Genomic DNA, 16,720 nt, shown 5'->3' with positions numbered 1-16,720 from the left:
TAAACTTGGCCGGTATGCTATTCAGCCCGCTGAATATCCCATTGAAAAGGATCCTCAAGCTGCGACCAGTCGGAATCGAACTCAGACGGCGTGAGCAGGCACTGATCCAATTCCTTTGTAATGGCGGCTTCATCTAAATCTGTTCCGATAAACACCAGGTTCGTATGACGATCTCCGAATTGGTCGTCCCAATCTTCCAGAATCTCCGGTTCCTGCTGTTTGATCTGCTCCTGCTCAAGTTTCGGCATTGCCGCCACCCAATAAGAAACAGGCTCAATCGAAACCGCCGGACCCGCCTGAGACATCAGCAGCGCAAGGCTGTTGCGGGTTGCGCACCAAACAATTCCTTTTGCGCGCACAATGTTGTCAGGCATTGATTGATGCAGCCAGCTGTCAAAACGAACGGTATGAAACGGCAGACGCCGCGAGTACACAAACGAAGTGATGCCGTACTCTTCCGTTTCCGGAGTGTGCGCTTCATGACCTGCCGTCAGTTCCTTTATCCACCCTGCTGATGAACTCGCTTCCTCAAACTCAAATAAACCGGTATTCAATATGCATTCGGCGGGCACTTCTCCGCGGACGGACCGGATCAGTCTGGCACGGGGCTGTAATGCGCAAAGAACCGTTTCCAGCTGTTCAAGCTCTTTTTCGCCCACCATGTCGCATTTATTTAAAATGAGCACATCACAAAACTCGATTTGGTCAATTAATAAGTCGGCAATCACCCGTTCATCCTCTTCTCCCGCCGCTTCCTTCCGGTCAAGAAGGGTGTCACCGGACTGGAAATCATGCCAGAAGCGGTTTGCATCCACCACGGTCACCATTGTGTCCAGCCTGCAGAATGTTGTCAGATCAATGCCCATTTCTTCATCTATATAAGAAAATGTCTGGGCAACGGGAATCGGTTCGCTGATCCCTGTTGATTCAATGACAATATAATCAAACCTGCCGTCTTTCGCGAGTTTCTCAACTTCGACTAATAAATCTTCACGCAGCGTGCAGCAGATACAGCCGTTGGATAATTCTACAAGTTTCTCATCCGTCCTTGACAAACCGCCTCCCTGCTTCACCAAGCCCGCGTCTATATTTACTTCGCTCATGTCATTGACGATGACGGCAATTTTTAAACCGTTGCGGTTTTGTAAAATATGATTCAAAACGGTCGTCTTTCCGGCACCAAGATAGCCGCTCAATACTGTAACCGGAATTTTTTTCATATCAATAGCCCCCTGACAAAATAGAATAATTACGATTTATATCTCGCAACTGCCTTATTTTCATCATGATGTACATAGTTTTAAATCGTAATCGTTACTATTTATTTTGATGTATTCTCCGTTTAAAATCAAGTAAAAGTCAGACACATCACACGTTGTTTGTCCCCATCCATTGGTCTGACAAGCAAAACGTCAACGATTTAATTGGTGAAGCCTTGGATCCGGACTGTAAAATGCCCGGTTTTAAGATGTGTGCGGTACGAATCATCCCTATCTAATTTTCATAAAATTTTTAGATTTTTTCGTATTTTTTGTTACATTTCATAACATGCATCTTAAATATTTGTTTTTGCTGTGCTACGCTGAAAAAAACAAAGATAAGGAGCGGATCATCTGATGGGAAAAAAACAGCTAGTCCTTGTTGGAAATGGAATGGCCGGGGTAAGAGCGATTGAAGAAATACTGCGTGTTTCAAAAGACGAATTTGAGATTACAATATTCGGGGCCGAACCTCATCCCAACTATAACCGAATCCTTCTGTCAAAAGTGCTGCAAGGCGATACCGACATTCAAGACATTACGTTAAACGATTGGAACTGGTACAAAGAAAACAACATTCAGCTGTATACCGGTGAAACAGTCATCAAAGTCGACACGGAAAACCAAACCGTCATCACCGATGCAGACAGAATCCAGCCTTACGATGAACTCATCCTGGCGACAGGCTCTGTCCCTTTTATCCTTCCGATTCCGGGCGCAGACAAACAAGGCGTCACGGCATTCCGGGACATAAAAGATACCGACACGATGCTCGCCGCGTCAAAACAATATAAAAAAGCAGCCGTCATCGGCGGAGGACTGCTGGGTTTGGAAGCCGCGCGCGGACTGCTGAATCTCGGCATGGACGTGTCTGTCATCCACCTCGCCCCATTCCTGATGGAGCGCCAGCTTGACGCAGCGGCGGGACGCCTGCTGCAAAACGAGTTAGAAAAACAAGGCATGACATTTTTCCTTGAAAAACAAACCGAAGAAATTCTCGGTACTGACCGTGTCAAAGGCGTACGCTTTAAAGACGGCACAAGCATCGAAGCTGATCTGGTCGTCATGGCGGTCGGCATCCGCCCGAATACACAGCTTGGCACAGAAAGCGGCATCCCGGTAAACCGCGGAATCATTGTCAACGATTATATGCAGACTGAAATTCCGCACATTTACGCGGTCGGTGAATGTGCCGAGCACCGCGGAATCGCGTACGGTCTTGTGGCGCCGCTCTATGAACAGGCAAAAGTGCTGGCCAAACATATTTGCGGCATTGAAACAAAACCGTACGAAGGCTCCGTTCTCTCCACTCAATTAAAGGTATCAGGCGTCGAGGTCTTCTCTGCCGGCGACTTTGATGAATCAGAGGACAAAAAGGCAATAAAAGTGTTCGATGAACAGGACGGCATTTATAAAAAAATCGTCCTGAGGGGCAATCAAATTGTCGGCGCTGTTTTGTTCGGAGACAGCAGCGAAGGCAACCGCCTGTTTTCTATGATTCAAAAAGAAGCAGATATCTCTGAAACCTCCAAAATATCAATCTTACAGCCTCTTGATCAGGAAGCAGGCGCAAGCATGACCGCGGCGATGAGCGACGATGAAATCATCTGCGGCTGCAACGGCGTTTCAAAAGGTGCCATTATTCAAGCCATTCAGGAAAAAGGCTGCACATCAACGGACGAAATCAAAGCATGCACCGGGGCATCCCGTTCCTGCGGAGGCTGTAAACCGCTCGTAGAAGACATTCTTCAATATACACTGGGATCAGAATTTGACTCATCCGCGCAAAAAGAAGCGATTTGCGGCTGTACCTCACTGTCGAGAGATGAAGTCGTAGAAGAAATCAAAGCCAAAGGGCTCTCACATACGAGAGAAATCATGAACGTGCTCGGCTGGAAAACGCCGGAAGGCTGCTCCAAATGCCGGCCTGCCCTCAACTACTACTTAGGCATGATTAATCCGGCTACATACGAGGATGACAGAACATCCCGTTTTGTGAACGAACGGATGCACGCCAATATTCAAAAAGACGGAACATACTCAGTCGTTCCCCGGATGTACGGGGGCGTAACCAACTCTCAAGATCTCCGCAAGATCGCCGATGTCGTCGACAAATATGAGATCCCGCTCGTTAAAATGACCGGCGGCCAGCGAATTGATCTCATCGGCGTTAAAAAAGAAGATCTGCCGAAAGTATGGGCCGAGCTTGATATGCCGTCAGGCTACGCGTACGGAAAAACACTCCGCACGGTAAAAACGTGCGTAGGCGAACAATTCTGCCGCTTCGGGACGCAAGATTCCATGGCACTGGGTATTGCGCTTGAGAAAAAATTCGAAGGGCTCAATACGCCTCATAAGGTTAAAATGGCCGTGTCCGCCTGCCCGCGGAACTGTGCGGAATCAGGCATTAAGGACCTTGGCGTTGTCGGCATCGACGGAGGCTGGGAGCTTTATGTCGGCGGAAACGGCGGAACCCATTTGCGCGCCGGTGATTTGCTGATGAAAGTAAAAACGAATGAAGAAGTCTTAGAATACGCGGGTGCTTACCTTCAGTACTACAGAGAAACGGCAAACTATCTGGAGCGGACATCCGCATGGCTTGAGCGCGTCGGTTTATCTCATGTCCAATCCGTATTAAACGATCCGGAAAAACGGCAGGAGCTCAACGACAGAATGAATGAGACACTCTCTGTCCACAAAGATCCGTGGCAATACTTTCTTAAAGATAAAAAAGCATCTAAAGATCTATTCGAAAATGTCGTCACGACTTCATAAAACAGTAAGGGGGAACGGACATGGTTAATAAAGATATGACAAAGGTTTGCATAGGCAGAGTAAACGAATTACCCGAGGAGTTAGGAAAAACCGTATATATAGAAGATAAAGAGCTTGCCGTATTTAAGCTTTCTGACGGGAACGTCCGCGCCGTCGAAAACCGCTGTCCCCATAAAGGAGGCGTCCTGGCTGAAGGCATCGTCAGCGGAGAATACGTCTTCTGCCCGATGCATGACTGGAAAATTTCCTTAGGAGACGGAAAAGTCCAAGAGCCGGACCATGGCTGTGTCAAAACATACGAAACACTGATCGAAGGAGAGAATGTATACCTCCTGTATTGATCAAAGACCGGATCACTTTTTCAAGTGGTCCTTCATTTTTTAAATTGCTGAAGGGATGACGCCATCATGAAAAACGGAATCGTATATTTTGTCGGTGCCGGACCAGGAGACCCGGGGCTGATCACCGTAAAAGGAAAACAGGCTCTGGAGAAAGCGGATATCATTTTGTATGACCGGCTCGCAAACCCAAAGTTTCTAGAATACGCCTCACCGGACTGCCGGTTCATTTATTGCGGAAAGCTGCCCGACCGCCATTTTATGAAACAGTCTGAGATAAATGCCCTGCTGATAGAAAAAGCGGCGGAGGGCTACACCGTCGTCCGCTTGAAAGGCGGAGACCCAAGTGTGTTCGGCAGGGTCGGCGAAGAAGCAGAGGCGCTTCATCAGCATGGCATCCGCTACGAAATGGTGCCCGGCATCACCTCGGGAATTGCAGCGCCGCTATATGCGGGAGTCCCCGTTACCCATCGTGATTTCGCTTCGTCCTTCGCGATGATCACCGCTCATGATACATCATTGCAAGGCAGGCCGAATCTCGACTGGGAAGGGCTTGCCCGAAGCGTTCAAACGCTTGTGTTTTACATGGGCGTTAAAAATCTGTCATTTATATGCCGGAAGCTTATGGAGTACGGAAAATCCCCTTCCGTTCCCGTACTCGTCATTCAATGGGGAACGTGGGGGCGGCAGCGGAGTGTTAAAGGAACGCTTCAGGATATCCATGACAAAGTTCAAAGCCAAAACATCACCAACCCTGCCATTATCGTCATTGGTGATATTGTCAATTTTCAAACACACAGCTGGTTTGAAAGCAAACCCTTCATCGGGCGGCATATCATGGTTGTCACTCATGGCGATGATGTACATACACTGACAGACAAGCTGCGCGAGTATGGCGCCGATGTTATTGAATGGCCGAAGCGGATCGTTAAAAAAATGCCCGCAAACGAAAACATCCTGAAACAGATCAGCACCTTTGAACAACTATTTTTCACATCACGCCTTGCGGTATGCGAATTCTTTGACACACTGGCTTTCAAGCAGATCGACATCCGCCGGGTGACCGCAAGCCTGAATGCAGCGACCGAAGCCGCAAAGACGGAACTGACAAAACGGGGCTTTCTCCTATCCGAATGGCAAAATGATTCTCCGCATTCGCTCATTGTAGGAAGCCGTCAAGCAGCAGAAAACTTGTCAGACTCAAAATCATGCCCGTTTTATATCACCCATGAACATATCGCGGATGAGCGGTTCACTTCCATGATCGAACGCACGATCAGTGAGTCTCCTCTGCAAATGATTATCTGTACGGGCAAAGAATCCGCTCAGCATTTGATCAGCGCCGGAAAACAAATCGGCATATCACCGAATCCGTCAGGAAACCGCCCTCCCGTCATCTGCATGGGCGAAGACGTCCCCGCCGGCTGCGGGTTTACCGCCGTGAAAAATCAGGAACAGTTATTTGCGTTTATACGAAATGAAATGAAAGACATGCTCGTTCACAGCTGATACGCCGGAATGCTTTTCTGACCCCCGGGCCCAGCATCGGGGGTCAGCCCTTTTTTATTGTGTCACCAATTTTTTATGATGAGTCGAATACATCGCCATCTGATCCGCCTGCGGGTCCAAATAGGCTTTGGCGCTGTTCACGGCGGTCGGCCCCTCCGTGAAACCGCCGGCAATCAATCTGAGCTTGCTTTCATAATGGGCGGCGTCACCGGCGACAAACACGCCCGGAAGATTCGTCCGCATATGTCTGTCAGCTTTAATCCTGCCTTCTTCTATCTCAAGCCCCCAGTCCTTCATCGGACCGAGATCAATTTTAAACCCGTGGTTGATAATGAGCTCATCAAGCTTGATGACTTCAGAAAGTCCGGACTCAGTTTGACAAACGGTGACGCTCTCGATCCGTTCCCCGGTGCCATTGAGATGCTTCAGACGATACGGCGCAAGCACCCGCACGGAAGACCGCTTCATTTTCGCCACGCTGCTTTCCAAACCGCCGAACTCCTTACGGCGGTGCAAGATGGTAACAGACGCCGCAATCGGTTCCAGCTCATTCGCCCAGTCAACCGCGGTATCTCCCCCTCCGGAAATCACGACATGCTTATCTCGAAACGCATCAAGCTTCTCCACCTTATAATGAAGGTTCTTTCCTGAATACCGGCTCGCATCCGCGCTGTCAAGTTCATTGACCTCAAGCGTCCCCATGCCGACGGCCAAAATCACCGTGCGCGTATAGTGCTTTTCCCCTTTGGAACTTTCGAGCACAATGGTTCCGTCTTCCAGCCGTTCAAATCCGGTCACCCGCTGATTCAACACGATATCCGGCTCAAATGTCGCCGCCTGCTCCTTCAGCTGCTTAATCAGCTGTTCCCCGGCAATCCCGGGTATTCCGCCGATATCACGGATGATTTTTTCAGGGAAAAACATAGACACCTTCCCTCCGAGCCGCGGTAAAAACTCGATCACCTTCGTTTTCAGCTCCCGCATCCCGCAATAAAAAGCCGCAAACAGGCCGATCGGACCTCCGCCTATAATCGTGACGTCATACACCTCATGATTTTCCGCCATCGTTCTGCCTCCCGTTTATATCTATACTTCATACATTTTTAATTGAGAATCAATATCAATGAAAGTATAACACATATTGAGGAGCAGTGTTTATTCATTTCTCATCTTGCGGGAAAGGAGTGATTCAGAAGTGAGGTTCTGAGATTGATAAGCGGGAAGGTATTAAAACTGAAACCAGTACGGCGACTGGTTTCTTTTTTATCTCTTTTTCATCAGCATGATATCGAGATACAGCTGGCACCTTGTCCTGAAGTCGTTTAAATTAATTGATGTCATGTCAAGAATCTGTTTGATGCGGTAGTTCAATGTGTTTTGATGAATAAAAAGCTGTTCTGCGGCTGGTTTTGTTTTGCAGTTATTGAGGAGATAGATTTCTAACGTTTTCAGCAGTTCGGTGCTGCTTTCTCTGTCTTTGGCTTTTAATAACGCTAAATCATCGTTTACATATTCCAGTGAGGCGTTTTTTTCTTCGATGCTTTCAAGATAGCGGTAAATCCCGAGCTTACTGTATTCGTACGGGATATTTTCCTGATTTCCGGTAATTTCGGCGGCCTTTATGACTTCAAGGGCTTCTATATAACTTTTCCCGAGCTTCAGGATGCTGCTGTATTCATTGCCGATTCCGATATAGATGGGAGTGGGGATCTTCTGAAAGTGAAAATGAGTCAGCAGTTTGTGGATGAATTCAGATGCTGCCGAAGTGCCGGAGCTTTTTTGCGAGAAGCTTGCGACGACGATGACAATATTGGAATCAATGGTTAAGACGTGGCTGACTTTATCCCGCAAATTCAAGTACGATTTGATATTTTCCTTTACATCTTCGACTGCCTCCCCATCCCCATTCGCGGCGTGCAGGACGACTACCGAAAAAACCGACGGCAGCACGGCGTTCATCTTTTCCGCTTCCCGCCTGAACTCCTTTTCAGAGGAGAATTGCTGAAAGATCGCCCGTTTCACCAGGTCTTCCGCTCTCTCTTCTTTTTCCTGTTTCAGCCGGTTCGTTTTGTAGATGATTTTTCCGACATGGAATGAAGTTTCATATAAAAAATCGAGCTCCTCGTCCGTCAAGTTTCGGTCGAGCTCCTGAATCCAGATGTAGCCCATCACTTCCCCTTTATGTTTTGCGCTTACAACCACTCTCTGATTCAATCCGATACTGTCTATTTTTTCGACACGGAACGGTTCAGGAACGGTTTTCAGCTTTTCGATCACCCCGTCCTTCAGAAACCTTTCAAAAATCTGCACGGGGCATTTTTTTGAGAATATCGTCTGCTGGTTGGCGGAGTCGAAGTGATTAATGTAATAAGAATTATAGGCAAGCAAAAAGAAATCCGCGCTTTCCAGAATAACGGGCTTCTGCAATTCATAACTGATGAAATCAATTAATTTATCAATGTCCGTAAATGAAAAAACTCTCTCTAAAAGCTCTTCCATACCTATTTCTCCTATGCTCTTTTTATCTTTATCATACTCTGAGGGGTGACTTTTTGTATAGAAAAAAATTCATATACTCCCAAAACGGAATGATCCGAAAGCCTGTATCGTGAAAAGAGGAAAAAGGGCGGTCCCTTCTTCCTCTCGTTCCTTGCTTTTATTGAGAAAGTGTATCACGGTAGTCATGAAACTGATCTGTGACATCTTTTGACGGAGCCTGTGTCAATAAGCTGACAACAAATACAGCGGCAAGGCTTACAGCAAAGCCCGGAATGATTTCGTACAAAAAGTCTGAAAGACCGGCATTCGCCCAAATGATTACGGTAATCGCTCCCGCAATCATGCCGGCGAGTGCCCCCCATTTCGTCATCCGTTTCCAAAATAAACTGAGCAGTACGACCGGCCCGAATGAAGCGCCGAATCCCGCCCATGCATAGCTGACAAGACCAAGTATCGTGTTGTTTTTCTCCCAGGCGAGCACTAAAGCGATGATTGACACCGCAAGCACTGCCATTCTCCCCAGAAATACGAGTTCCTTATCAGAAGCTGAACGCCTGAACATGGACTTATACAAATCCTCTACTAAAGAACTGGACGTAACGAGCAGCTGAGACGAAATCGTACTCATAATGGCCGCTAAAATCGCAGAAATGAGAAATCCCGTAATAATCGGGTGGAACAGAATGTTGCCGAGCTGAATAAAAATGGTTTCCGGATCAGCCAGCTTCAACCCGCGCTGGTGGTAATACGCGATTCCCGCAAGACCCGTAAACAGCGCGCCGAGTGCAGACAAAATCATCCATCCCATTCCGATCCGTCTGGCGCGTTTGATCTCTTTCACAGATGTGATCGCCATAAAACGCACAATAATATGCGGCTGCCCGAAATAGCCGAGCCCCCACGCAAATAAAGAAATAATGCCGAGGACGGTCGTCCCTTTGAACATATTAAACAGTTCCGGGTTGACGGAACGGATATCGGCAACGGTTTCCCCCGGGCCGCCCGTATGGAAAATCGTCACAATCGGCACAAGAATAAGCGCCGCAAACATAATGATCCCTTGAACAAAGTCCGTCCAGCTTACCGCCAAAAAGCCCCCGAACAAGGTGTAGGCGACAACGACGCCTGTCACGACCCACAGTCCCGTGTGGTAATTCAACCCTAAAATGCTGTTGAATAAAACACCTCCGGACACCATGCCGGATGATACGTAAAAAGTGAAAAAGACGAGAATGACGAGACCCGAAAACAGTCTGAGAAGCTTCGTATGATCACCGAAACGGTTTTCAAGGAAACCCGGAATGGTGATGGAATTCCCCGCTTTTTCGGTATACGTTCTCAGTCTCGGCGCGACGAAAAGCCAGTTCGCCCACGCCCCGAGCACAAGCCCGATCACAATCCAAGCGCCGCTTAATCCCGTTGAGAACATGGCGCCCGGAAGCCCCATCAAGAGCCATCCGCTCATATCCGCCGCCCCCGCGCTGAGCGCTGTGACGGCAGGGCCTAAAGAACGCCCCCCGAGCATGTAATCCGTCAGATTTGACGTCCGTCTGTAGGCGAAATAACCGATAAACAGCATGCCCGCCATATAAATACAAATGGAAATAATCAACTGAATGTTTGCTATGGCATTTCCTCCTCCGCTTTATATGTTTATGGTGAAATGGACACCCCCCGCGAGGAGGATGCCCATTCAGTCCCTCTTAAAACATTTCACTGATTGTTTTCGCCTGCATGTGGAGGGCCAAATAATCCGGGCCGCCCGCTTTTGAATCAGTGCCGGACATTTTGAAGCCTCCGAACGGATGGTAGCCGACAATCGCTCCCGTACAATTGCGGTTGAAGTACAGGTTGCCGACATGGAATTCCTGTTTCGCCCGTTCAATATGTTTGCGGTTATTTGTAATGACCGCGCCTGTCAAACCGTATTCAGTATTGTTGGCCACTTCCAGCGCTTCATCAAAGTTTGATACTTTAGAAAACGCCACGACCGGCCCGAAAATTTCTTCCTGCATGAGTCTGGCTTTCGGATCAAGGTCAGCGAAGATCGTCGGCTTGATAAAGTAGCCTTTTGAATCATCTCCGGTGCCGCCGCTTACTAAACGGCCTTCTTCTTTTCCGATTTCAATGTAGCTCATGATCTTGTCGTAAGAACCTTGGTCGATGACAGGTCCCATATACACGTCAGCGCTGTCAGGGCTTGCCGTCACTTTTGATTCAGTGATTTCGATGACGCGCTCTAATACTTGATCATACACTTTTTCATGGACAACTGCACGTGAACCTGCAGAACATTTTTGTCCAGCGAAGCCGAATGCTGATGTAAAGATGGATTGAGCCGCCAATTCAATGTCCGCGTCCTCATCGACAACAACCGTATCTTTACCGCCCATTTCAGCGATAACACGCTTTAAGTGCTGCTGGCCCGGCTGCACTTTCGCCGCGCGTTCGAAAATTCTCGTACCGACTTCACGTGATCCCGTAAACGTAATGATGCTTGTTTTCGGGTGATCGACGAGATAGTCTCCCACTTCCGCTCCGCTTCCCGGCACAAAGTTGACAACGCCCTTCGGAAGACCTGATTCCTCAAGCACTTCTACGAATTTCGCCGCGATGACCGGTGTCGCGCTTGCCGGTTTAAGAACGACCGTGTTGCCCGTTACGATCGGTGCCACCGTCGTTCCCGCCATAATCGCAAAGAGGAAGTTCCATGGCGGAATGACGACCGTTACGCCGGTCGGTGTGTAGACATATTGGTTCTTCTCGCCTTCGCGGCTGTTGACCGGCTTGCCTTTTGCCAATTCAACCATCTGGCGCGCGTAGTATTCCATAAAGTCGATGGCTTCCGCCGTATCCGCATCAGCTTCATTCCAAGGTTTTCCGGCTTCCTTGACGAGCAGGGCGGAGAATTCGTGCTTTCTGCGGCGGACTTTGGCAGCCGCGCGGAACAAAACGGCCGCTCTTTCTTCAGGGGATGTGTATCTCCACTCTTCGAACGCTTTCGCAGCCGCTTCAATCGCCTGCTCAGCGTGCTCCTGGGACGCCTTTGACACTTTTCCGACGACTTCTTCTTTGTCTGCAGGGTTAATGGATACGATTTTCGCTTCCGTCTCTACCTTTTCACCGTTGATGACGAGCGGATAATCTTTTCCCAGATACTCATTTACCGTCGCAAGCGCTTTCTTAAATTCTTCAACGTTCGATTGATCTTGGAAATTCGTGAATGGTTCGTGTTTATAAGGTGTAGTCATTGTCATCTCTCCCTTTTTTACTTCTTAGTCATTCCTTTAAAGGCGAATGCGATGTTTGAGGGGCGTTCGGCGAGCCGTCTCATGAAATAGCCGTACCAGTCATCCCCGTAAGGCAGGTAGACTCTCATGCGGTATCCTTCTTCCACCAGGCTGAGCTGGGTTTGCGAGCGCATGCCGTACAGCATCTGAAACTCAAAACGGTCGTTTGGAATGCCGTGCTCTTCGGCAAGCTGTTTTGTAAACTCGATCATTTTGTCATCATGCGTGGCGACTGCCGTATAATGTCCTTTTAAAAGCTGTTTGCGGATGAGTCTTTTATAATTTTCATCGACGTCGCTTTTTTCAGGATAGGCCACCTTTTCCGATTCTTTATAGGCTCCTTTGACAAGCCGCAGAAACGGATTCAGCGGGCTGAGGTCATCAAGATCCTTCTCCGTTCTGTACAGATAAGCCTGCACCACGGTGCTTACATATTCATACCGGCTCCGGAAGTCTTTAAAGATATCCAGCGTTTTCTGGCATCTCGTTTCATCTTCCATGTCAATCGTCACCATGACTTTATGTTTTTCAGCCGTCTGGAGGATTTTCGTCATATTTTCATAGACGAGATCGAGATCTATATCAAGACCTAAAGACGTCATTTTTAATGACACTTGGGAATTCAGCTGTTCATCAGCAATTAAGGCGATGGTCTGCATGCACTCCTCGGTGCGTTCTTTCGCAACGTCACCGCTGTTGACAAATTCCCCCAAATGATCGACAGTAACTGACAGCCCCTGGCTGTTCAAATGTCGGATTGTCGGGATAGAACTGCGGAAATCCATTCCTCCGATGATTTTGCCGGCTGCCACACGGCTTCCCCAGCTTCGCGCCATCTTATTGAGAAAGCTGCTCTTGGATAAAAATAAGAAAAAATCTCTTGTAATCACTTCCAACCTTAACACCCCGCAATCTAAGAAGTATTTGTATGAGTCTATTGTAAATGGACAAAACATCCTCTCACAATATTCTAAAAATACAAAGATTCTGATAAATTTTTGTGGTTTTACCACAATCAGCTTCTTAGATAGCAGGCGGATTATGCCGAAAAAAGGCGGACGGAAATGACGGCAATCGTCAATTTCCGCCTTTTTCCCCCCACGCCTCTTCGACGGTCTGAATCAATAGCTGATTCAGTTCCTCCGTTATGTCAGGTTTCGGTGTTTTGATCGTTTTGACATAGTGCCCGATGCGTTCTATTTCTTCTTCTATAAAACCGTGAATGATCGTATTTCTCGGTTCCGGAGCCAGCTCCTGACCGCTTTTTTTCCTTGTAAGCAGTGTATTGATTTCAGAAATGAGCGCTTCATCCGTCAATAAGGCATCGGCCAGTACGGGAAATGACATCGGCGGTACGGAGCCGAACGTTTCAATCCATCTGCAGGCAAGGAGAGGACGCAAAACATAAAAATACTTTTTAATCTTCACTTCACTGCCCTGCAATTCCGTTTTTTCATTCCGTTTTGCCATATTGAGATAATGATAAATGCCGGCTTCAGGCGAAAAGGCGCGGATTTTCAGTTTTCGAAGCTTTTCAGCCGCTGAGAAAGCTTCATAATAGATCATCTCAGAAGAGAGCCATTCCAAAAGAGGCGGATTTGATTTTTTAAAAAGCCGCAGCGCTTTTCTCAGTTCCCAGCCGCTGATGTCAAGCATGTCATGAATCGGCTCTTCTATGACATCCCTATGCGGTTCGATCGAAAAGTACCATTCTTTTTTCGGCACATAGAGAAACCGCACATCGTAGTCGCTGTCGCTTGACGGAAATCCCCATGCGCGGCTCCCTGATTCTACGGCGTAAAGCACCTTGACGCCGTGCTGTGCTTCAATTCGTTTTAATTCTTCGATGATCCTTTGTTTCATCTGTATCCGTCCTTTTCCGTGATCATTCCTGAAAAAAGCCCAAGTACTTGGGCTTTTCGCTGTCGGTCAGCCTTTCAGATGCGCTTTCAGAAAGGCCAGCTTTTCCGTATGGAAAGAAGGTATGTATTCATGTCCGAAATATCGGTACACCTTCAATTCTTTTTCCGTTTCCAGATGATTGTAAGCGGCAAACACCGTCGACGGCGGAGTCACGCGGTCAATCAGCCCGATGGACATGAGCACCGGAACTTTTACGCGGTCCGCCAGATTCATGATATCAAAATAGGCCAGTGTATTCATCGCGGCCTTCTCCGTTTCAGGGCTGCCGTTCTTTCTGAAAAAGGAGTTAATTTCAAGATACGGCTCATCAAGAGCGACATCAATGGCCCGCTCAAAATTGCTTAAATAAGGATAATCGGCCGCAACCGCTCTCGGAATGTCAGATAGTGCCGCCGCGGCGATTGAAAGTCCGCCTCCCTGGCTCCCCCCGATGACGGCGATTCTCGTCTCATCCACTTCATCAAAGCCGCTGATGACTTCCAAAGCCCGGACGGCGTCTAAGTACACGCCGCGGTAATAATATGTATCTTTATCTAAAATCCCTTTCGTCATCCAGCCGGGAACGTGTCCGTGCGGTGAGACGCTTGTATCTGTGCTGCTGTGCTGACCGCGGACAAGCATGCCGAACGCGGCATATCCGTGAAGCGCCCAATTTACGATGTCATGTATATCCCCGTCATAGCTCGCGTTATAGCCGTGATATTTCACGATGGCCGGATGCGGTCCTTGCCGGTCGGGAACGGCGTACCATCCCTCAATTTCCGCCTTGCCGAAGCTTCGGTATGTCAGCCGGAATACTTTCACGCCGTCAGCCGGGTAGCTTTCAGCCGTCAATTCAGGCTTTGCCTCTACCTTTGCAAGCTCATGTAATGATGATGCCCAAAAATCCGAAAAGTCATGAGGAGCGGTTTTATTTGGTTTATAGGTTTGCAGTTGGTCGAGCGGCAAGTCGTATAATTGCATATCCGATTATTCTCCTTTGTTTTATAAGATTTAATTTTCTGACTCTATCTTAACACGATTTTACACTCATTTTCTAAACATTTTAATAAACGTTTGTTTAAAAGAAAACAAAAAAGCCGTACGCTCACAGCGTCACGGCTCTTTTTACATCGGCTGATACAGATCCCAGCCGATTTTTAACGTTTCTACGATATAATCGGCGATTTCTTCTGGTTCCAGATTATCCGTCGCCACTTTTGAATTATGTTTATCATAGATGCTTTGGCGCTCGTTAAAGAGCTGCTGCATTTCATCCATGGAACGGTTATGCAGAACGGGACGGCTTTCAATCAGCAGGTCAGCCCGCTGCTTCCAATTCTCCCATGATAAATCAAGATGGAGCACGAGACAGTTTTCAAGGCAGCACTGTCTGATTTCCTCTTGTTTAAACGAACCGCCCCCAAGTGACACGATCTTGAATTTCGTATTGCGGCAGATATCTAATATATAGTCCTTTTCAGTCTGACGGAAAAAGGCTTCACCTTTTTTCTCAAACATTTCAGGGATGGACATATTGAAATCTTTCTCAATCTGCAAATCAATATCAATGAAGTCTCTGTATAATTTCTTAGCGACCAGCTGGCCGATTGTTGTCTTTCCGACACCCATGAATCCGATCAGTACGATGTTTCTTTCTCTTACGGGAATGGCACGTTTTGCGTTCATCTTCGGCGAAATCCTCCTAAGAAATGAAAAAGTTATGTTTATTATATGATAACCCAATATTGAAATATAGAGATAATGCAATGAAAGAAAACCCATCCTTTATAAGAAGAGATGAGTTTTTCTTTCTATCGGAGCGTAATGCGTTCCACCTTTCCGACAATGAAAATATAAGAAAATGCCCCGATAAATGCGACAGCGCCGACAAACAGAATCGCTCCGTTATATGAACCGGTCGCAGAAACGATAAACCCGATGATAAGCGGGGTGATAATGCCGGCCATATTGGCGAAAAAGTTAAACACGCCTCCTGCCAATCCGATTGTTTCGCTTGGCGCCACCTCACTCAGCATCGTCCAGGATATATTGGACATGCCCTGCGCAAAAGAAGCAATGGATAAGATCGTCAAAACCGCAGGAGCAGAATCCGTAACATTCGCGAGCACGATGGAGCCTGTCAGCAGAAGACCGAGGATGACGGGGGTTTTCCGGGCAACGTTCACCGACACGCCCCGTTTCACCATTCCGTCAGACCAATATCCGCCGAACAATACGCCGAAAAAGGCGGCGATATACGGGATTGATGCGGCGAAGCCGACTTTTAAGAATGCCATGTGCTTTGCCTCCGCCAGATAAGTCGGAAACCATGTCAAAAAGAAGAACAGCGTGGAGGCTACGGCGAATTGGCCGATATACAAGCCGACAAGCTTGCGGTATTTAAGAAGCTGGACGAAATCCCGCCACGTGATCCTGCCGGCTGATTCAGACACCTCTGTCAGTCCGCCGCCTTCTCTAATATAATCAAGCTCTTCCCGGTTCACTTTCCGGTACCGATTCGGCTCGTGATACATTTTGAACCAGAAAACGGAGAAAACAAGCCCGAGCACCCCTGAGGAAATAAAGACGGCGCGCCAGTCAAATGCCGTTAACACCCAGAATAAAACCGGTGTGGCGAACGCCAGTCCCACATATTCCCCCGCCGTATAAACACCCGTGGCAAAGGCGCGTTCCCGCCTTGGAAACCATGTCGTGACAATCCGATTGTTTGCCGGAAACGCAGGCGATTCAGCCAGCCCGATAATCAGGCGGCAGCCGAATAAAAATCCGAAACTGGCTGCAAAAGCCTGCACTCCGGTGAAAACAGACCAGATCATTAAAGAAACGCCGTACGTCCGTTTTGACCCGAATTTGTCCAAAATGAGCCCGCCGGGAATCTGCATACCCGTATAGGTCCAGCTGAATGCGGAAAAGACGACGCCCAAAAGCGCGGGGCTTATGTTCAGCGATGTCTGAATGGACGGGGCGGCGATGGATACACTGGCACGGTCTATATAATTAATCGCAGTGATAAAAAACAAAAGAAACAGTATCACATAACGAGCGCGAGTCGGTTTATTGCGGACGGGACTGAAGTCCGTCAGCTCCGTTTCATTTTTCAATGGCTTCTCCCCCCTTACTCGAA

14 protein-coding genes are annotated in these 16,720 nt (G+C 48.0%); 4 read left to right on the top strand and 10 right to left on the bottom strand.

The genetic code is table 11. The features are described 5' to 3' along the window. Window positions 1-17: 17 nt before the first annotated feature. Window positions 18-1,220, bottom strand: coding sequence for a GTP-binding protein (locus tag ACWJJX_RS15420; protein WP_070081342.1), 1,203 nt, complete (start codon window positions 1,218-1,220; stop codon window positions 18-20). Between the two features lie 113 nt (window positions 1,221-1,333). On the opposite strand from ACWJJX_RS15420, the gene ACWJJX_RS15415 reads away from it, so the two are divergent. The 4 genes from ACWJJX_RS15415 (at window position 1,334) to cobA (ending at window position 5,881) form a co-directional block, all read left to right on the top strand. Then, window positions 1,334-1,498 (top strand): molybdopterin dinucleotide binding domain-containing protein, encoded by a 165-nt coding sequence (locus ACWJJX_RS15415; protein ID WP_411859373.1) that lies wholly within the window; start codon window positions 1,334-1,336, stop codon window positions 1,496-1,498. A gap of 118 nt (window positions 1,499-1,616) precedes the next feature. Further along, the gene (gene nasD / locus ACWJJX_RS15410) at window positions 1,617-4,034 is read left to right on the top strand and encodes an NADPH-nitrite reductase (protein WP_454023100.1); all 2,418 of its coding nucleotides are present in this window, start codon (window positions 1,617-1,619) and stop codon (window positions 4,032-4,034) included. A 20-nt stretch (window positions 4,035-4,054) separates the two neighbouring features. Then, window positions 4,055-4,375 carry a nitrite reductase small subunit NirD gene (gene nirD, locus ACWJJX_RS15405; protein WP_076851415.1) on the top strand — a complete coding sequence of 107 codons (321 nt, stop codon included), beginning with the start codon at window positions 4,055-4,057 and terminating at the stop codon, window positions 4,373-4,375. Between the two features lie 66 nt (window positions 4,376-4,441). Further along, window positions 4,442-5,881, top strand: a complete 1,440-nt coding sequence (gene cobA, locus ACWJJX_RS15400; RefSeq protein ID WP_454023099.1) for a uroporphyrinogen-III C-methyltransferase — start codon at window positions 4,442-4,444, stop codon at window positions 5,879-5,881. Window positions 5,882-5,935: 54 nt separating this feature from the next. Here cobA and ACWJJX_RS15395 read toward each other — a convergent pair whose 3' ends face one another. The 9 genes from ACWJJX_RS15395 to ACWJJX_RS15355 form a co-directional block, all read right to left on the bottom strand. Beyond that, complete coding sequence (locus ACWJJX_RS15395) at window positions 5,936-6,946, bottom strand: NAD(P)/FAD-dependent oxidoreductase (protein ID WP_121984612.1); 1,011 nt, start codon at window positions 6,944-6,946, stop codon at window positions 5,936-5,938. 198 nt (window positions 6,947-7,144) lie between these two features. Beyond that, complete coding sequence (locus ACWJJX_RS15390) at window positions 7,145-8,380, bottom strand: PucR family transcriptional regulator (protein ID WP_003156600.1); 1,236 nt, start codon at window positions 8,378-8,380, stop codon at window positions 7,145-7,147. Between the two features lie 157 nt (window positions 8,381-8,537). Further along, window positions 8,538-9,992 carry a sodium/proline symporter PutP gene (gene putP, locus ACWJJX_RS15385; protein WP_003156601.1) on the bottom strand — a complete coding sequence of 485 codons (1,455 nt, stop codon included), beginning with the start codon at window positions 9,990-9,992 and terminating at the stop codon, window positions 8,538-8,540. 91 nt (window positions 9,993-10,083) lie between these two features. After that, a complete protein-coding gene (pruA, locus tag ACWJJX_RS15380) occupies window positions 10,084-11,631 on the bottom strand; it encodes an L-glutamate gamma-semialdehyde dehydrogenase (protein WP_003156602.1) in 1,548 nt (515 codons plus the stop codon). Window positions 11,632-11,648: 17 nt separating this feature from the next. After that, window positions 11,649-12,560, bottom strand: coding sequence for a proline dehydrogenase family protein (locus ACWJJX_RS15375; protein ID WP_088037528.1), 912 nt, complete (start codon window positions 12,558-12,560; stop codon window positions 11,649-11,651). 187 nt (window positions 12,561-12,747) lie between these two features. Further along, on the bottom strand, window positions 12,748-13,533 hold the full coding sequence (locus ACWJJX_RS15370; RefSeq protein WP_003156605.1) for a nucleotidyltransferase domain-containing protein: 786 nt from the start codon (window positions 13,531-13,533) through the stop codon (window positions 12,748-12,750). 66 nt (window positions 13,534-13,599) lie between these two features. Continuing rightward, window positions 13,600-14,556 (bottom strand): cephalosporin C deacetylase, encoded by a 957-nt coding sequence (gene cah / locus ACWJJX_RS15365; RefSeq protein ID WP_003156607.1) that lies wholly within the window; start codon window positions 14,554-14,556, stop codon window positions 13,600-13,602. Window positions 14,557-14,700: 144 nt separating this feature from the next. Then, window positions 14,701-15,261: a shikimate kinase gene (locus ACWJJX_RS15360; protein WP_003156609.1), complete on the bottom strand. Its 561-nt coding sequence runs from the start codon at window positions 15,259-15,261 to the stop codon at window positions 14,701-14,703. Window positions 15,262-15,386: 125 nt separating this feature from the next. Further along, on the bottom strand, window positions 15,387-16,697 hold the full coding sequence (locus ACWJJX_RS15355; RefSeq protein WP_454023098.1) for an MFS transporter: 1,311 nt from the start codon (window positions 16,695-16,697) through the stop codon (window positions 15,387-15,389). Window positions 16,698-16,720: the final 23 nt, after the last annotated feature.

This window comes from Bacillus sp. YH3-2-B2 (genome assembly GCF_053663335.1).
This window is presented reverse-complemented; position numbering and strand designations above follow the sequence as displayed.

Bases quoted from the DNA above. Each gene is read 5' to 3' on its own strand.
- cah (WP_003156607.1), bottom strand. From the start codon at position 14,556: ATGCAATTATACGACTTGCCGCTCGACCAACTGCAAACCTATAAACCA.
- ACWJJX_RS15420 (WP_070081342.1), bottom strand. From the start codon at position 1,220: ATGAAAAAAATTCCGGTTACAGTATTGAGCGGCTATCTTGGTGCCGGA.
- ACWJJX_RS15390 (WP_003156600.1), bottom strand. From the start codon at position 8,380: ATGGAAGAGCTTTTAGAGAGAGTTTTTTCATTTACGGACATTGATAAA.
- cobA (WP_454023099.1), top strand. From the start codon at position 4,442: ATGAAAAACGGAATCGTATATTTTGTCGGTGCCGGACCAGGAGACCCG.
- ACWJJX_RS15360 (WP_003156609.1), bottom strand. From the start codon at position 15,261: ATGAACGCAAAACGTGCCATTCCCGTAAGAGAAAGAAACATCGTACTG.
- ACWJJX_RS15395 (WP_121984612.1), bottom strand. From the start codon at position 6,946: ATGGCGGAAAATCATGAGGTGTATGACGTCACGATTATAGGCGGAGGT.
- nasD (WP_454023100.1), top strand. From the start codon at position 1,617: ATGGGAAAAAAACAGCTAGTCCTTGTTGGAAATGGAATGGCCGGGGTA.
- nirD (WP_076851415.1), top strand. From the start codon at position 4,055: ATGGTTAATAAAGATATGACAAAGGTTTGCATAGGCAGAGTAAACGAA.
- pruA (WP_003156602.1), bottom strand. From the start codon at position 11,631: ATGACTACACCTTATAAACACGAACCATTCACGAATTTCCAAGATCAA.
- ACWJJX_RS15370 (WP_003156605.1), bottom strand. From the start codon at position 13,533: ATGAAACAAAGGATCATCGAAGAATTAAAACGAATTGAAGCACAGCAC.